Origin of the sequence: Kitasatospora sp. NPDC056181, assembly GCF_042266225.1 — a bacterium.
Lineage (GTDB): Bacteria > Actinomycetota > Actinomycetes > Streptomycetales > Streptomycetaceae > Kitasatospora.
This window is the reverse complement of the sequence record NZ_JBHJUK010000011.1, coordinates 95,429-113,627: the sequence shown is the minus strand read 5'-3', so window position 1 is coordinate 113,627 and position 18,199 is coordinate 95,429. Positions and strand designations below refer to the sequence as shown.

1 protein-coding gene is annotated in these 18,199 nt (G+C 74.1%); it reads right to left on the bottom strand.

From position 1 onward, the window contains the following. Nucleotides 1–18,144, bottom strand: an 18,144-nt coding sequence (locus ACFC1F_RS07565) for a hypothetical protein (protein WP_376156380.1), incomplete at its 3' end; no start/stop codon positions are given. Nucleotides 18,145–18,199 lie beyond the last annotated feature (55 nt).

The window sequence follows — 18,199 nt, the reverse complement described above, 5'->3', positions numbered from 1 at the left end:
CGCAACAACCCGCTCCCACAACCCCGGCACCGCATCGAGCTCCGGCGAACGCACCGGCGCCACCGGCTCGAAGAACCCCACCAGACCCTTGTCCTCCGCCCTCGCCCCCAGCCACAGATCCTCCTCACCGATCGTCTTCGCCTTGATCGCCTTCGGCTTCGGCAAAGCCCCCTTCTCCAAATGCGGCACCGAATCCGGATTCGTCGGCCGCACCTCGATCACGATCTGCCGCTCATCCGCCATCCGCTGGAACTTCACCTGGTTCCCCACCGGAACACCCAGAACGTCCTCCGCGAACTGCGGCGACACCTCCACGAACCGCGCGTTCGCATCAGCCGCAGCAACGACCCCCGCCGGCACCTCGCCATAAACCCCACGACCGGAACGCACCGCACCCACCCGCACCCCCGGATCGCCGGAGCTGTTGCCGGTGCCGTGCTCGGCGTTGTCGTCCGCGCGGGTGGCCGGGCTGTTGTCCGTGCTGTTGTCCGTGCCGAGCACCTCGGCCAGCTCCCAGCGGTGGTCGGGGTCGTAGAACGGGTTCGGGACGAGGGACACGGTCTCCTCGTAGCTGCCGCTGTCCGGGTCCAGCCTGGTGCCCTCCACCAGCTCGACACCCACGATGAACTTGCCGCGGATGCCGCCGGGGAACGCGACCTCGTGCTCCAGCTGTGCCAACGGCGAGTGCGGGAGCGTCGCCAGGACGTCGATGCCGCCCGGGGCGTCGATCAGGAAGCGGTACTTCATGCCCCACGCGTCGTTCTGGTACGTCGCCGAGCGGGTGGTGCTCACGAACACCGAGTCCGTGTTGGCGTTCTTGTACTCCTCCAGGGACGGGTACTGGTCGGTGCCGCGCGGCCGGAACCCCTGCTCGAAGATCTCGATGAAGTCCTCGGAGGGCCGCTCCCGCTCCCAGCGGAACAGCAGGCTGCTGTCCCGGCGCCACATCAGCGGCCGGGTGTCGTCGTGGTCGTCCGCACGCAGCTCGGCGCGGTCGACGTCGTCGAACGCCGCCGTGGTGCCGTCACCAGGCATGGAGTCCCCGACCACCGCCGGACGCACCTCGGGCACGAAGCCGATCCGCAGGTCCGCCGCGGCGCCCTGGACCAGCCGGACGTTCCGTGCGGCGAGGGCCGCCGCCGCCTCCGGCCACAGTTCGACCGGAGGCCGTTCCTGCTGCTCGAACTGCGCGTACGGATGGAACTGCCCGCGCTCGTCGAGCTCCCCGTACCCCTGCAACTGGCCGTGGCCCTCCTCCTGGCCCTGCGAGGCTTGGTCGTGCGGGGAGTCGCCGTCGTCGCTGCTGTCCGACCAGTTGTTGTCCGGCTCGGCGCTCCTGGTCCCCCGCCGGGGGCCCGGTGCGATGCCAGGGACCGGCGCGGAGCCCGCGGACGGTGCCGCCGGAGCCGTCCGGCCGTCCGGGTAGAAGGTGCGGAACTCGCCCGCCTCCCCTCCCGGCCCCGGCTTCACGTAGAGCGTCGGTGCCTGGGAGCTCCCGGCCCCGTCGGCCGGCGCCCCCTCGGCGACGCCGGTCCGCCCAGTGGGGGCGTGCACCGGCAGGCCGATCACCTCGGCCATCGTCTGGGCGTGCTCGGCCGACTCACAGCTGAGCAGCACGATCGAGGCCGGCTTCCCGTTCGCCGCCGCGTCCTTGAGCGCGGCGACGCTGGGCCGGCGCCTCAGCAGGCCGGCGACCTCGTTCGCGCCGACCTGGTGCACGGCGTCCCCGTCGGTCAGACGGAGGTCGAAGCCGCTCCGGCCGGCGTGACCGGCGTAGAAGTACGCGTGCTTCGGCTCCCAGGGAACCGGCTGGACCGACCCGGTCGCCGTGCGCTCGTCCGTCCGGAGCTCGAACGAGTCGAGTTCGCGCAGCCGGCGGTAGGGCCGCTCCCGCAGAGCCCAGTCGCCGTCGTGGAACACCGCACGCCCGGCCGGGCGGCCGTCGAGCCCGACGATCGTCCGGGTGTGGATCTGCTCGTCGGGGACGGTGCGGCCGTCCGACGTCAGCACGGTGGCGGAACGGTCGCCCTGGCCCGGGGCGGTGTCGTCCGGCGACGACGGCCCGGGCCGGCCGGTCCTGGCCGGGGCACCGTCCGGACCGACCGGTCCGGTGGCACGGCCGCCGCCGTTGTCGGGACCGAACTGCCCGGCGGCGCCCTCGGTCCGGTGGACGGGGTCGTAGTACCGGTTCGGGACGAACGCCACCACGCTGTCGTAGCGGCCGTCTGCCTCGTTCAGCGTGACGTCGTCCACCACCTCGACGCCGACGATGAAGCGCCGGTCGATCCCTCCCGGGAAGGCGACCTCCTGCTCCGTCTCCGCCAGCGGCGAGTGTTCCGTCGCCAGGACGTCGATGCCGCCGGGGGCGTCGATCAGGTAGCGGTACTTCGTGCCCCACCCGGAGCTTTGGAACGTCGCCGAGCGTGTGGTGCTGACGAACGCCGAAGCCGGGTTGGAGTACTTGTACTCCCGCAGGTCCGGATAGAAGTCCGGGTCCCGCGGCACGAAGCCGGACTCGAAGATGTCCCAGTGGGACTGGCCGTACCGTTCCCGCTCCCAGCGGAACAGCAGGCTGCCGTCCCGACGCCACATCAGCGGCCGGGTGTCGTGCAGGTCCGCCAGCAGCTGACCGTGGTCGACGGGCGTGATCGCCGCCAGGGTGCCGTTGTCGGGCCTTCCGGGCCCGGCGAGCCGCGTACCCGGCTCCGGCACGGACCCGAGCGCCAGCTCGTCCGCCTGCGTCAGCTGAACGTTCCGCGCGTCGAACGCCGCCAGGGCCGTGTCGTCCAGCGTCACCGGAGGCTGCTCCGCCCCGTGCTCCGTCCCGAACTCGGAGCCGTACTCGGAGCCGCCCTCGGACACGTGGTCGCCGAGCGGGAACGGCCCCTGGGGTGCCACAGGTCGCTCGAACGCGATCGTCGCGCTCCGCCGGCGGTCCGCGAGACCGCCGGCACGCGGCAGGACACCCGCGGGCGGCTCCTCCCGGCCCACCGACCCGGTCCGGATCAGGGCGTCCACCTGCACGTTCGGCAGGGCGTTGCCCAGTTCGGCCCGCAGGGCGCGCGCCAGCTCCTCCCGTACCGCCGCGGCGCGCAGTTCACCCGTGGAGCCCGCCGTGAACAGGCCGTTGCCACGTCCGGTCACCTGGAGGATCGGCATCGTCAGGTTGCCCGCGCCGCGGACCCGCAGCTCGGGCGCCACCGATCGCGCCCAGTCCCCGATCTGGGCGACCGCCCGTGCGTCCAGGGTCTTCGCGCCCTTCCCGAACTCCACTGTCAGGGGGGCCGTGGGCGCGTCGAACAGCACGTCCGAGTCCAGGCTGATCGACAGCGAGGACGCGCCGTCGTCGTCCGCCGCGTTCAGCAGGTGGCCGAACCCGGACCCGTCCGCCGCCCCGGACCCGCCGGGGTGCGCCGGCGGCCGGGCCGGTGTCGTGCCCGGCCCGGCGCCGCCCGCCCCCGGCGCGAAGCCGGTCCGGGTGTTCGGAGCGGGGGTCGGCACGGCGAGGTGGTCCTCCGCGGACCGCTTGGGGAGGAAGGTCCGGAAGGCCCCCTTCGTGCCGTCGGTCGGCAGCTGCATGAGCAGGCTGGCCGGGCCGGACACGTCGTACGGCTGGAACGGGTCGTTGCCGGCCGCCACGCCCACCGACGCGGTCGGCGCGTGCACCGGGAGCCGGAGCACGTTCGCCATGTCCTGGGCGTGCGAGACCGAACGGCACCCCAGCAGTACGACCGAGGCCGGATTGCCCTCGGCCGCCGAGCGTTGCAGGGCCTGGATGCTGGGCCGACGGCTCAGGAACCCGCCCGCCTCCGTCCCGCTCACCCGGACGGTGCTCGTCGTCACGCCGTGCGCCGCGCCGGGCGGCGGATCGACGTGCAGCGTGATGCCCTTCACGCCCGCGTGGGCGGCGAAGAAGTAGGCGTGCTGCGGGTCGTAGGGAAGGGCCTCGCTCGGACCGGGCGTCAGCATGTCGCCCGTCCGCTGGTCGAACGTGGTCAGCTGGTCAAGCTGCCGGTACGGCCCCTCCCGCAGGCCCCAGTCCCGGTTGCTGAACGAGGCGCGACCGATGGCCTGGAGGGAGTCGAGCGACGTGACCGTCCGGGTCCGGACGCTCGCATCGGGGACGGTCCGGCCGTCGAGCGTCCGCACGTCGCCGGACGGACCGTTCGCCAGCGGCTCGGGCCCGCCCCGGGACGGCGGCTCGACCCGGATGATGCCGCCGCGCGGATCGGCGAGGCCGTTGGCCTCGGGGTCGGGATCGCCGAGCGCCGCCGGCGCCCGCAGGCCCAGCTCCCAGCCGCCCTCGGCGTGCGGGACGCGCTCCATGTCGCCGGTCAGCGCGTACACCGTCCGGTCCGTCAGGGCGGCCACCAGGCGCGGGAGTTCCAGCGTTCCGTCGCCGCCGCGCGGCATCATCAGCATCACGGGGACGTCCCTGGGCAGGCCCGCGAGGACCGGGTCCGCCGCCACCAATGCCGCGAACCGCGTGCGGGAGACGCCGGCCGCCTGGCCGTGCTCACCGGTCAGCCGCACCTCGTGGCCGAGCGAGGCCGCCAGCACGAAGTACGGCTGCGCGCCGTCGGCCCAGGGGAGTTCGAAACGCCCGAGGTCCTTGCGCACGTAGTCGGGCGCGGCGGGGTGCCGGCTCGGATCCACCAGGACGTGCCGGAAGTCCCGGGCCCACGAGCGGAAGCCCGCCAGCTCGGACAGGCCGGACGCGTGGCCGGCGTCCAGGGTCAGGAACTCCTCCGGCCGCAGGTACGCGCGGCCCACCGCGCGTGACCCGTCACCGCCCCCGAGCAACCGGCTCTGCACCCGCGGACCGTTCGGCACCACGTGCAGGTCTCGGCCATCGGTGCCTCCGCCCGGGGAGAACGGCGAAGGCGCCGACGGCCCGGCCCCGTCCCCCGGCGGGCCGGTCACCGGCTGCGCGGCGAGGTCTCCTCCGGGAAGGCCTCCCTCGTCGGCGTTCAGGACCTCCCTGAGCCCGGGAACGGGCGCACGGACCGCTTCCGGGGCGGGACCGGAGTCCTGCTCGGCCGGGGTGGGCAGCGGCTCGTGCTCGGCCGGGACGGGCGACGGTTGGTTCTCGGGCTCGGCCGGAGCCGGCAACGGCTCTTGCTCCGTCCGGTTCGCGACCGGCAACGGCCCGGTCTCCGTCGGCGCGGACAGCGGCTCGGCCTCCGTCGGAATCGGCGCCGGTTCGGGCTCGGTCACGACCTGTGCCGGCTCGTGCTCCTTCGGGGCCGGTCCGCGGTTCCGGGGGCCGGGGCCGAAGACCGCCGGGGCCGGCTGGAGGTCGACGGCGTCGGCCTCCATGATGCGATTGACGTCGGCATGGGCGTCCTCGTGCACGGGCGGCCCGGCCGGGAGCACAGTCTTGTCGGCACCGCTCGTGGTGGGGTCTTCGACGGCCGGCGTCCTGACGGGCGGAGCCTTGACCGCCGGGCTTTCGACGGCCGGCGTCCTGACGGGCGGAGCCTTGAGCACCGGGCTTTCGACGGCCGGCGTCCTGACGGGCGGAGCCTTGACCGCCGCGCTGGTGCTGCCGAGGGCCTCGGTGATCGACTTCGCCAGATCGTCGGTGGCCGGCGCAGGCTTGTCGGGGGTCCTGCCGGCGTTCCCCTCGGTGTGCACGGCCGTGACGGTCGTGACGGTGCTGTCGGTCGTGATCGTCCTGTCCGCCATGACGGACACGTCCGTCGTCACGTTCGCGTCCACCCTGTCGGTGGCGTGCGGGTGGGCCGGTGCGGTGAGCGGGTCGACGGTCGCGGCGGGTGCCTCCGGGCGCCAGCGCTCACCGGTCTCCCGCGCGTCCGCCGTGAAGACGGTGTCCGCCGGAGCGGTGATCGTGCGCTTGATCTCCGCCTTGGGGACGGACACCGCGAACGGGACGACACCGACGGAGGTCGCCGCCCCGGCCGGGCCGGTCTCGCCGTGGTGGAAGGTGAACCGGAACTTCACATGGCCCTCGAAGTGGACCAGCGGGACGGGGACCTTCGAGCTGGCGATGATCCGCCCGCCCACGGCCTGTTCCCCGCCCTGGCGCACGCGGTAGCCGCCGCCACCGGTGAGGGCGGCGGAGAACTTCCCCTTCACCTTGGAGAACTCCGCGCCGATCTGGCCGATGAACTGGAAGTGCCGGGAGTTGAGCGCGCGTTCGCTGTGCCGCACCGTGGTCTCGCCGACCAGCGCGACCTCCGCCGCGGGCTCCTCCCGCAGGTGGGCGAGGTCGACCAGCTCGGCCCTCACGGAGACCCAGGCCCTGCGGCCGTTCACCCGGAAGGGCGTGCTGGTCAGCTCCCCGCCCGCCGTCAGCCGTGGCAGGGCCGCCATCAGCCGCTCACGGCCGAACTCGCTCATCACCCGCTCGGAACGCCGGCCGCCACCGGCCACCCGGCCGTCCCAGGCGCCGGGGAAGTGCCGGCGGCCTTCGGCGTCGAGCAGGCTCCGCAGGGAGCCGACGTCGGACAGGTCGCGGATCACGTGGGTGACGGCGAGACCGTCGGTCCAGACGGTTTCCGGCGGCACGGAGTGCGTCGTCGGCGTGGCGTCCCGGTCCGGGCGGGTGGTCCCGTCCCCGGTGGTGATCGGCGGGGGTGCCGTGAAGCGCCGGCCTGCACCGTCGGCGCCGTCGGCGGCCGGCCGGGTCTCGGCGGTCTCGACCAAGGCCTGGAAGTCGACCTTCGCGTAGCCGAAGGCGTGCCGGCGGACGCCGAACGCCGTCTTCGTCATCGGGGCGATCTGGTCGGGTGCCCGGTGGCTCCCGGGCTTCGCACCGCCCTCGGTCCCGTGCCGGGCGAGGTCGGCCAGGTGTCGGTTCCGCTCGGCCAGGTAGCGGGCGTGCTGCTCCTCGGTGCCGGGCCGCCCTCCCAGTTCCTTGATCCGGGCGTCCAGTCCGGCCACCTGCCGCCGCAGGTCCGACTGCCACTTCCCGGTGACGGCGGCGTCGATCCGCTGCTGCTGGGCCTCCAGCACCTCGCGGAGCGCCTCCTCGTGCCGGCGCTGCAGCACCTCACGCTCGGCTTCGTACCGACGGCGGAGGGCCTCGGTGCCGGGCTTGCCGTCGAGCTCCCGCAGCCGGCCGTCCAGCTCCCTGACCGGCCGCTGGAGGCCGTCGATCCGCTCCTGCTCGGCCCGGGCCGGCCTGGGGACGCCCTGGTCGACGGTCCTGCCCCAGAGTTGCAGGTTCCGGCGGAACTCCAGGTGCAGCAGGGCGGTGCCCTCGAAGACGCTGCCGGGGACCTTGGACTTGGTGCCGATGCCCGTCCCGGCCGCGCCGGCGTTCTCCTCGACCCGGTCCTTCCCGCTGATGTGCGTCAGCGTGCCGCCCGCGACGACGGCGGCGGGGAGCGAGCCGAGGGGGTCGGAGGTGCCCACCAGCCGGAAGGCGGTGGCCTCGCTGGTGCTCCGGGTGTAGGCCGTCAGGCCGTCCGTTCCCCCGCTGGAGAAGCCGCTGGTGCTCCCGCTGTTGAACTCGGTCGCCTTGGTGTCGGCCACGTGCGCCATCTCCTGCACGCTGGCCCGGACGGTGACGGTGCCGCCGCGCACCGCGATGGTCCAGCTCTGGCCCGCCATCAGCGACCGCAGCCTCGGCTGGAGCGCCTCGGCGGTGAACTTCGGCGCCAGCTGCTGCTTCACCCGCCGCCAGTTCCGGTCCGAGCCGAAGACCTCCCGGCCGGTGACGTCCAGCTGGCTCAGCACGGCGTCGGCCCCCGGCCGGGGCCTCTGGGCCTGCCCGGCCCCGGACGGCGGGGGCGCCGCAGGCGTCGCAGGCGTCGCAGGCGGGCCGTCGGACACCGGCTGGAGCGGGATGTCCCCCTGCTGCTCCGGCCGGTGCTCCGGTGCGTGCGCGCCGTCGCCGTTCGCGGGCACGGCGGCCGACGCCACCGTGTCGCGTGCGGCGGCCGGCGGCACCGGGTCGCGTGCGGACGGGTGCGACGGGGAGACGTGCAGGACGATGTCGGTGGCGCCGAGCACCAGCGACTTCATGATCCGCTCGGGTACCTGTCGCAGCTGCGCGGGGGCCGGCCTGGAACCGGTCGCCGGGTCGACCGGCAGTTCACGGACGGGGAACGCGAACTCGGCCCCGGTCGTGGCGTGCAGGGTGTGCCGGATCGCCCGGTTCCCCGGGAGGCCGAACGTGCGGGACAGGTCCACCTCGATCCGGAACGTCAGGTCACCCCGGAAGACGGCCGCCGCTTCGACCGTCTTCCCCTTGGACACCGCGTTGGTGCCGACGTCCCGGGTGCCGCCGACGACGGCGTCCGTGTTCCAGGAGTGGCCCAGCCCTCCCGTGACGTACGAGGCCTTGGCGGCCACGGCGACGGTCTGGGTCGTCCTGGTCCGGTGGTCCTGCATCGCGCCGGTGGACGTCGAGGACTCGGTGCCGGTCTCGAACTCGAAGTCCTTCACGGACTTCAGGTACTCCTTCATGGTGACCGTCGCCTCGACGATCCGGATCTCGCCTCGCACGCCGTTGGCGGACACCGACGTCCCCCAGCTGCGGCCGGTGGTCAGCGCGGACGCCATCGGCCGGAGCGTCACCGGGTCGAAGAACGGCATCAGCTCCGCCGCGACGTGGTCCCACCGGTCGCCGAAGACGGACTCCAGCGTGTCGCGGAGTTCGTGCATCACGGCCAGGCCGTCGGTGAGCGTGAGCACGGCGTCGGACGAACCGAGCTGCCGGTGCTCGGCGACCCGCTGCGGCGGCTGGTACGCGAGGGGCGGCGTGTTATCCCCGCCGTCCCGCGAGGTGGTGGTGCCGGTCTTCCCGTCGTTGACGGGCTCGGCGGCCTTGACCGGCTCGGCAGGCTTGACGGGCGGGGCGGACTCCGCGAGCTCGACGGACTCCGCGGGCTTGACGGACTCTGCGGGCTTGACGGGCAGGGCGGCGGACCCGCCGTCCGCGGCGGGTTCCTCGGGACGGCTGAAGACCTCCCGCTTCGCCTCCGTGCCCTCCGTCAGGTAGCTCTCGGCGTGGGACTGCGGGACGGCCACCACGAACCGGATCTCGGCGTGGGTGCCACCCGCCGTCGGGGCGAGACCGCCCTGGTCGGCCACCTTGATGTTCAGCCGGGCCGTGGCGAGGTAGACCACCATCGGCTCGGCGAACTTGGCGCTGGACACCGTGCTGGAGCCGCCGGCCGCGCGGTCACCACTGCGGTGGCGGAACGTCACCCCGCCGCCCTCCATGACCGACAGCCACTCGCCGCCGGGGAAGGCGTAGTTGAATCCGCCCTGTACCTGCCCGCCGTAGGAGTACCCGGTGATGTCCCGCGAGGCGTCGCCCTCCGCCGTCTCGTTGAGGACGTTCAGCTCCGCCTTGTCGATCGTCCGCAGGAACTCCAGCCGCTCCACCCGGGCGGTGGCCCGGACGTCGGTGTCCGCGTGCCGCGGCCGGCTGAGCAGCGGGCCCTGCAGCGGGACGTCCCGGCTCATCGCGGGCAGCGAGGCGGCCAGCCGCTCCAGGTGGAAGGTGTTCCGGACGGCCTGGCGGAACTCCTTCCAGCCCTCGGGCCCGAAGGCCCGCGGTCCCAGCTCGTCGAGGGCGGTGTGCAGGTCCTTGCCCTGCCCGGTGTCCCCCGCCGGGTGGGCGTGCGCGAACACGTCCAGGACGACGGTGCTCTCCGGCAGGCCCGACCCCCAGATCCCGGGCTTGGGCCGCCACGCGGTGGAGCCGGGCTCCAGGCTCGGCGGCAGGACCGGCTGCGGCGCGGCACTGCCGGGGCGGAAGGGCTCCGGTCCGGCCACCACCACGGAGTCGGCGGCCTCGGACAGCACCTGGAAGCCGATCTCCGCGGTGGCGTGCGGGCCCGCGGCCGGGGCGTCCGCGGCCGGGCGGTACTCGAAGCCGAGAACGGCCCTGCCGTCGAAGACCACGCCGGCGGTCTTCACCTTGACGGCGTTGCCGGCCCGCACCGTGACCTGGTCGATCGCACTGCGGTCGTGGCCCAGCTGACCGGACGGCAGGGCGCCCGTGACCCCCATCGGCAGCCCGCCGAAGTCGGTGTGCTTGACGGAGGGCTGTCCCGACAGGTTCCGGCTGTTCGTGACGGACGAGACGACGGTACGGGTCACGTCCGTACCGGTGTTGAACTCCGTCTGGTCGGTGTTGCGCAGGTGGGACATCTCCGAGACCCGCGCGGAGACCAGGATGCTCCCCCGGCCACCGGAGAGCACGATCTCCAGGGGCTCGCCGGCCATCATGGACTTCAGCTCGGTGCGCAGGCTCTGGAGACTCACCCTGCCGAGGATCTCGGTGCGCACCGTCGCCCAGTCACCACCGAACGCCTCGCGGCCGAACGCCTCCAGCGAGGCCCTGGTGGTGCCTTCGGGGAGCGAGGCCGCGGGGGCGGCGGCCGCGAGCAGCGCGCGAACGCCGCCGGCCGTCCGGTTCCCGGCCGCGTCGACCGTGTGGACGCTCTTGACGACGTCCAGCCCGCCGAGCGCCAGGGACTGCTGGACCCGCAGCGGCGGACGGTAGTGCTTCTGCCCGGCGGGAAGCACGGCGCCCGCGGCCTCGGCGGCCGGCACGACGACCGGAACCGGCAGGTCGACGCGGAGCCGGTGCCGCGCGTCGCCGGTGCCCTCGCCGACCGGCATGCTCTTCCCGCCCTTGCGGACGTCGGAGAAGTCGAGCTCCAGCCGGACCTCGGCGTCGACCCGCAGGGCGGGTTCGGGCGTCTTGCTCCGGGAGAAGGCCCGGCCGCGGCTGTGGACGGCGCCGGCCTTGCTCAGGTCGTGCACCACGCCGGCCTGGCCGGTCATGCTGGTGTCCGGCGCCTCCGGGGAGAACTTGCCCCCCAGGAGCAGCCCGATGCCGAGCCTCCTGCGGCCCTCGTCGAAGGAGCCCGCGGTGGCGAACGAGTCGCTGCCGTCCTCGAACTCGAACTTCTTGTCCGTCCCGGTGCTCTCGGCCCTGACGACGCGGGCGGTGACCTGGACGTCGCCCTTCCAGCCACGGAGCTCGAACGGCACCGAGAGGGTCTCCCCCTGGGTCATCGCCGACAGCACGGGTTGCAGGGCGTCGAGGCCCAGCGCGCCGGACAACTGCTCCCGGACCGACCCGGCCAGCTGCTCGCGGGCGGCGGCCAGCTGCTCCTCGTCCTTGGCCAGCCGCTCCCTGGCCTCATTCAACTGACGTTCGGCCGAAGCTCGCTGCGTGTTCGTCAGTTGATCGCCTGCCAGCCGCTCCTCGACCCTGGTCACCTGTTCCCGGGCCTGCTGCTCCCTGGCTGCGTGATCCTTGGCCAGCAGCGCGGTGAGGGAGGTGACGACGCGGTCGACGACCCGGTCGACGGGGCCCGGGATCGGCATGACCCGGTCACCGCCGCCGAGTTGGCCGGCGGACTCGCTGGTGAGCCGCACCGGCGGTTCCGGCAGGGGCGGCGGGGCCGGCTTCTCGTCAAGGGGCGGCAGCTCGACCTTCGGCGCCTCGACCTTCGGCGCCTCGACCTCGGGCGCCTCGACCCTGGGCTCCACCTCCTGCGCCACCGGCGCGGAATCCCGACCCGGTCGCACGACCTCCTGCACCGACGGCACGGCCTGCGGCTCGTGCACGACCGGGGGCTCCTGTACGTCCGGCGAGTCCTGCAGCGGGAGCAGGTCCAGCCCGGAGGGAAGGTCCGACTCCACCCGCAGCGGCGGCGCGTCCGGCGGCGGGGAGGCCGGCTGCGGCCGCGCCGGGACAGGCTGCAACGCCGAGAAGTGCGCCCCTTCGTGGCCTTCGCGATGGAGGTTCACCGTGGGCCGGCCGGGCTCCGGGAAGTACGCGGTGTACGACCCGTGGCGGTCGAGGACGCCGAGGTTGAGGCCGACCGCGGTGGCCGCGATCCAGGGCACCTCGTCGAAGAACGGCGTGTTCCACAGCTCGCGGTTGCGGATGACCAGGTCGACCATCGTGCTGAGCGGCATCCGGTGCAGCGTTTCCGGGTCCAGGACGCGCGGGTGGGCGCTGCCGGGCTCCACCAGCACGGGCATGGTGAACGTCGGACGCTCCAGGAGGAAGCGTTCCCAGGCCCTGCTCGCACGGTCGTTGAGCGAGGGCCTGCCGAACCTCTGGATCAGGTCGAAGCGGCCGAGGTCGGCGGGCGGCTCGCCGTCCCGGCCCATCACACGCCAGAGCTCTCCCGGAGCCAGATCGTCGATCAGTGCGTCCAGGACCGCGGTCCTGGTGTCGTCGACGAGCTGCCGGTGCGCGGCGCCCTCCGGACTGCGGTACCAGCGCGACGCGGCGTCGCGAAGCCCGGCGACGTCCAGGGACTGGTGCTCCCAGACGCCGAGCTGGAGGTGCGCACCGACCAGGAGGGAGGTGAAGAGGCAGTCGCCGTCGGCGGGCACGTTGAGGGCCTGGTAGGGCTGCCCCTCGATGGTCAGCTTCTCCGGGCGCACGGCGCGTTCCCGGCTCGCGACCTCCGCGACGGGCCGCGGTCGCGGCACCGGCGGGGCGAGCGAACCGGCTATGGCGGTGTCGCGGGTCGGGCTGTCGCCCAGGACCGGGAAGTCCCCGCCGCTGTCGCCACGGGTCAGCGGGCTGTCCTCGGCACCCGTGCGCGCCGGCCTCCCGGCCGCGGTGACGTCGACGCGCAGCGCGGGGGGACCGAGGCGCGGGCTGTCGCCGAGGCGCGGGAGGTCCGTGATCGCGTCGGTGCCGGCGGCGTTGTCGGCACTGTCCGTGTCCGCGCGGTCGGCATCATCGCTGCTGTCGGAGCTGTCGCCGGTGCGGTCCGTGCGGCCGGTGGTCCGGCCGTCGCGGGTGGTGCCGAAGGGGACCGCCCCCGGGAGGGGACCGGTGATCCCGCCACGTTCGGACTCGCCCAGGTGCTCCGGCAGGGGCCGGGCCGCACCCCCGGTGGGCGGGAGGTAGGGGCCGTGGACCTCCAGGAGCTCCTCCACCGAACCGTCCTGCGCCCGGGCGAACCGGAGCCAGTCGCCGCCGGGCTCGATCACCGGCCTGCCCTGGGCGTCCACACCGACCGTGGCCGAGACCACGAGATGGCCGGTCCCGGTCGGGGCGACCCCTCCCTCGGGCGTGAGCGGGGGAACGAACCAGACCCTCCGGTCGGAGGCCATCGCGGTGGTGCCGATGCCCTTCTCCCCCAGGATGCGCATGACGTCCGCGACGTACCTCGACCGAAGGCCGTTGGCGAGGTCGCACGCCACGAACAGCAGCTCGTCCGTCCCGTTCCAGCGCCCGTCCCGGTACAGCCCGAACAGCAGGTCCGCCATGCCGTCGGCACCGAGCGGCACCCCGTCCCGTTGCGGCAGGCCGTCCTCGCCCGTGTGCACCGCCACCATGAAGCGCCCGGAGTCCTGCGGGAACCGCGCGAGCGCGGCCTCCAGCTCGACCCTGGTCCGCAGCGGCATCGCCGGGTCCTCGATCCAGTGGCCCCTCAGGCCGGGGGCGAAGTCGCTCAGCGGCCGCCCCGCCGAACCGTCCTCGCCTGCCGGGTGCACCACCGGGCCGGCTCCGCCGGAGTGCTGGAGCCTGTGCTCGTGCTGCTCGTCCTGGTCGGACTGCGGCCGGCCGGCGTTGCCGGCGTCCCCGGCCCGGACGAGCAGGCCTGCCTCCGCCTCCTGGCCCGGCTCCGGGCCCGGCCTCGGCCCGGCACCCGGTTCCGGCTCGACCTCGGGCCTCCTCCCGGGCTCGGCCCCGTCCCCGTCCCCGTCCCCGGTCCCCGGCGCCTTGCCGGACTCCGGCTCCACGGGCTCCTTCGGGCCGCGGCCGAAGACGTTCTCGTTCGCCGACTCGTGGGCCTGCCACTTGGCGCTGTCCAGGTCCTCCGGGCCCCAGTACTCCTTGTACGCCTCGAAGAACTCCGCGCCGTACTCGACCTTGAGGCGGATGAACTCCTCCGCCGGAACGCCGCGCCCGTCGGCGAGCCGGTCGTAACCGTCCGCCACCCGCCGGCGTGCGGGCAGGACGGCGGCCTCGAAGGCCATGTGCTCCGCGAGGCCCTCGGCGAGCCGGTCCCGCTCCTGCCGGAACTGCTCCAGCCGCTCCGGCAGTCCTTCCCGGCCCAGGCCTCCCGGCTGCTGGAAGACGTCGTCGAAGGCCTTGCGGACCCGCTCGGTGTAGCCCTCGCGGATGCGCCGGGCCGGGCTGGAGGGCTCGCTCCGCGGCCCGCTGCCGCCGTCCCGGCCGGTGTACCTGGTGAGCGCCGTTTCGTCCGACGCCGCCACCTGGCCGGCCGTCTCGTCGGCGGGCCGGACCTCGCCCGGTGTCCTGGGCCCGGAGAGCCCGGCGTCGTCGGGCACCTTGCCGTGCGCGGTCGCGTCCGCCTCCCGCAGGACGTGCTCGCGGGCCCCGTGCAGCGCCAGTGACCGGTGGATCCGTTCGGGCGCGGTCAGCTCGTCCAGGGCCCGCTTGAGGAGGACCGGGGCCTCGTCGCCGCCCAGGTGCTCCAGGACCAACTGGTCGGTCCGGCGGGCGATCTCCTCGGTGACGAGGCGCACCGTGCGCTCGGACGGCCTGGTGGTGAGGCCGAACTCCCGCAGGAGGTCGGCCTCGAACAGCGTGCTGCCCTCGGTCTGCCAGGACGCCGTGGCCGCCTCCACCGCGTCGGCGCCCCGGCGCAGCGAGGCCTCGCGGACCGTCTGCACGAGGAAGTCGCGGTCCAGCCCGGTCCGGTGACGGTCGAAGGCGTCCCGGAAGTCGGCTTCGAGCTGCGGCTTCCGGCGGTTCATCACGTCGACGGGGGCGAGGGGTCCGCCCCCGTCCCCCAGCTCCTCCAGGACGACTGCCGAGTCGTGGTCGCCCTCCGGGGCGTCCTCGCGGCCGACGTCCCGGGCGCGGCCGTCGGTGTGCTCGGGTCGCTCGGAGCCCGTCCTGCCGGGCACGCCCTCGTACGTCGTCGCGACCCTGTCGCGGAGCACCTGGGTGAGGAGGTCGCGGCTCTCGGGCGACAGCCGGGGGTTCTCCTCGACGCCCAGGACCCTCAGCATCCGGCGGTCCTGGGGGGACAGCTCCTTCGCCTGCCAGGCCTGGTAGGCCTCCTCGACCGCTTCGGCGGCCCGCTCGTTCGCGGAGTCGAGGGCCTCCCGGACGTCGAGCTCCCGGGCCACCCGGCGCAGCCGCCGTTCCAGCGCCCGTGCTCCGAGCGCGGTCCGCTCCGGAGTGATGTCGTCCCTGGTGGCGAGCAGTTGGGCGATGTCGCGCTCGGCGTCCTCGCGGAACCGGGCGACGACCTCCTGGCGGACGGCGTCCGGTGCGGTGCCTTCGGTGCGCCGGGGCGCGGGCCCGCGCTCGGAGAGCAGCCGGTCGAGGCGGCCGGCGGCGAAATCGAGGGCGCCCTCCCGGGCCGCGGCCAGGACGAGGTGGTCGGCGGCGCCGTCGAGGATCTCCTGCCGGTCCTGCGGCCGGGCGTCCAGCTCGGCCCGCAGCAGGCCGTCGGCGCGGTCCCAGGCCTTCGTCCCCGGGCCGACGGTGGCTCGGAGCTCCGGAGGCATGGCGTCCAGCGCCTCCTGGAGCTTCTCCTCGATCTCGCGCTGCCGGTCGGCCTCCTGCGCGGCGTCGCGACCGGCCTCCTCCAGCTTGCGGTCGTGGCTGTCGGCGAGGTCCCGCTGCCGCTGCTGCCACTCGGCGCGGCGGGGATCGCCGGTGGGCGTCTTCGCGTGCTCCGGGGGCTCGACGTGCTGGTAGACCTGGCCGGACCCGGTGTGGGCGAGGCCTGGCGCGTCGGGGGTCTTCGGCCCGGCGTCGGGCGCGTCCTGCTGGTGCGCGTCCTGGCCGTTCGCTTCCGGCTCGTGGGAGCCGGGCCGGCGCGGGTCGCCGCCGGGCGGGACGGGTCCGCGGGGGTCCGGGCCGGGGGGGACGGGACCGTCCGGGGTGCGGGTCACGGGTGGCACCGGCGGCGGCGTGTCGCCGGTGCCGTCGCCGCTGGTCCGGGCAGGCGGCGGGGTGCGGTCGGCTCCGTTCGGCGCGGCCCGGTGGTCCTGCCCGTCCTGGGCCGCCTCGTCGCCGTGCCGGGTGCCGGCGGGCTGCGGCCCGGTGTCCGGCCGGCCGGTCCGGGGCGGGGCGCCGGTCTCCGTCCGCGACTTGACGGGCTCGTCCACGAACGGCGTCTCGTCGGACTCCTCGGTGACCGTGGTGCGGCGACGCGGTTCGTGCGTGTTCGGCTGTTCCCGCCGCTCGTTGAGCGGGTCCGGGCGGTGCGGGTCCGGGCGGTGCTGGTCCGTGCGGTGCTGGTCCGTGCGGTGCTGGTCCGTGCTCCGGTTGCCGGTGGAGTCGAGGGTCGCCTCGGCGGTGCCGGGCTGCCGTCCGGGGCCGCGCCCGGTGGTCGGCTGCGGTGCGCCGGCGCCCGGGGCCGAGGACGTGGCGGGGCGCTCGCCAGGTGCCAGGCCGGGCTGGTCACCCCGGGCCGGGCCGCGGCCGGGCGCGGAGCCGGCCGGCTTGGACTCCGTCCGCACGTCGGGGTTGGCCCGCCCGTCGGCCGAGGAGTTCCAGCTGGTCTTGCCGTTCGGGTTGCCGGTGACCGACCCCTCGTCCGTCCCGCGCGAACCGACCGTGGGCCTGGCGGAGGCCTCGGAGCCCCGGAACGAGGCGCCGTCGCCCGTCCTGACCGGCCCCGGGCCCTCCGACTGGAGCTGGATGTGCTCGCCGAGCCTGGGGACGGGGAAGGGCACCGCGTGGCCGGAGAGGTTGGTCGCCACCGCCAGCAGGCTGATCGGGTGGAGCGGGTGGAAGTACTTGCTGGCGCCCGGCGGGATGTCCGCGTGCTGGAGGTCCCGGATGAAGTTCGCGTACCGCGTCATCAGCGGCGAGGCCGCGGCGTGCAGCACGTGCTTCGCCATCCCCATGGAGAACCCGCCGAGGAAGCTCCCTCCGCTGACGGTGAACTCGTGGTTCTCCCCGAAGATCAGGTTGTAGAAGCCCTCGCTGAGGCCGTTGTTCAGGCTGCCCTGGAGCGACTCCCCGAGCGCGTGGCCGAGCAGGAACATCTTGTTCATCCTGTCGACCCGGCCCGCGAGTTCCGGCAGGCGGTCGGCCAGCGTCCGCAGGCCGGTGTCGGCGACGTGGGACTCCTTCATCAGGTTCCGCAGCGTGTCGCCCAACGCCGTCCGTCCCTCGGCCGAGTTGGCCCACTTCTCGACGAACGCCTTGCCGACGTCCCGCCCGAGGGTGCGGGCCGTGTTCTTCCCGAGTTCGCTGCCGAGGTTCTTCTCGAAGGCCTTGCCCATCCCCTCGACGAACCTCGCACCGGCCTGGACACCGGTCTTGCCGCCGGCCCCGAAGCCCTTGGCCAGCCAGCCGGAGTTCTCCCGCAGGAGCTTGTCGATGCCGTTGGCGAGGCCGGAGGCGGCCTTGTCGCCGAGGCCGTGCCCGACCGCCGTCCCGAGCTCCTTGGTGCCGCCCTTGAGCCCGGCCCCCGCGAGCTCCTTGGTCACGCCCCGCAGCGAGGCGCCGAGTTCACGCTGCACGAAGAGCTTGCCGATCCCGGCACCCAGCAGTTTGCCCAGCCCGAGGCCCAGCAGGTGCAGCGGTCCGGCGAGGACGCCGCTGATCGCGCCGAAGATCGCTGCCTGCTTGGTCAGCTCCGTGTCCCACTCGTGGCGGTTGCCGTCACGGAACTGGAGGCCCTGGATGATCGCGTCCAGCGTGAGCCCGCCCGCGACACCGAAGAAGGTGTGCATGGCGATCGTCTGGACGAGCTTCTTCAGCAGGTTGATGATGATCTCTCGGACGACCAGCTTGTGGCCCTCCGCCGCGATCATCGAGCCCCCGCCGGTGAACGGCAGCCAGAACATCGCGAGCATCAACTCGATGAGCAGCTGGATGATCTGGCCGATCGTCATCCACTTGGTGTACTCGACGGAGTTGGCGACCTTCCCGGCGAACTCGGCGAGGTCGGTGCACATCGCGGCGGCGATGGTGAGCTGGTCGTCGTCCCCCGCGTTGGCGCCGATGAACCGGCCCATCTCGAAGGCGAACTCATCCGCGGCCTTGCCCTCGAACTGCTTCTTGCAGGTCTCCACCAGGTCCGCGATGTAGTCGCGCAGCTTCGGCAGCTCCGTGGCCAGCGTGGTGTACTCGTCCCGGACGTCGCGGAGCAGGCCCTCGTCGGACTTCGGCCACTCCATCCCGGTCAGGATGTAGAACATCTGCGCGACCGCCGGGGAGACGCGGACGGACGAGTGGGGCATGGCGGGAGAGCCTCCGGCTGCGGGCCTGTCAGGCGGTTCGGGGACGGGATCGGGC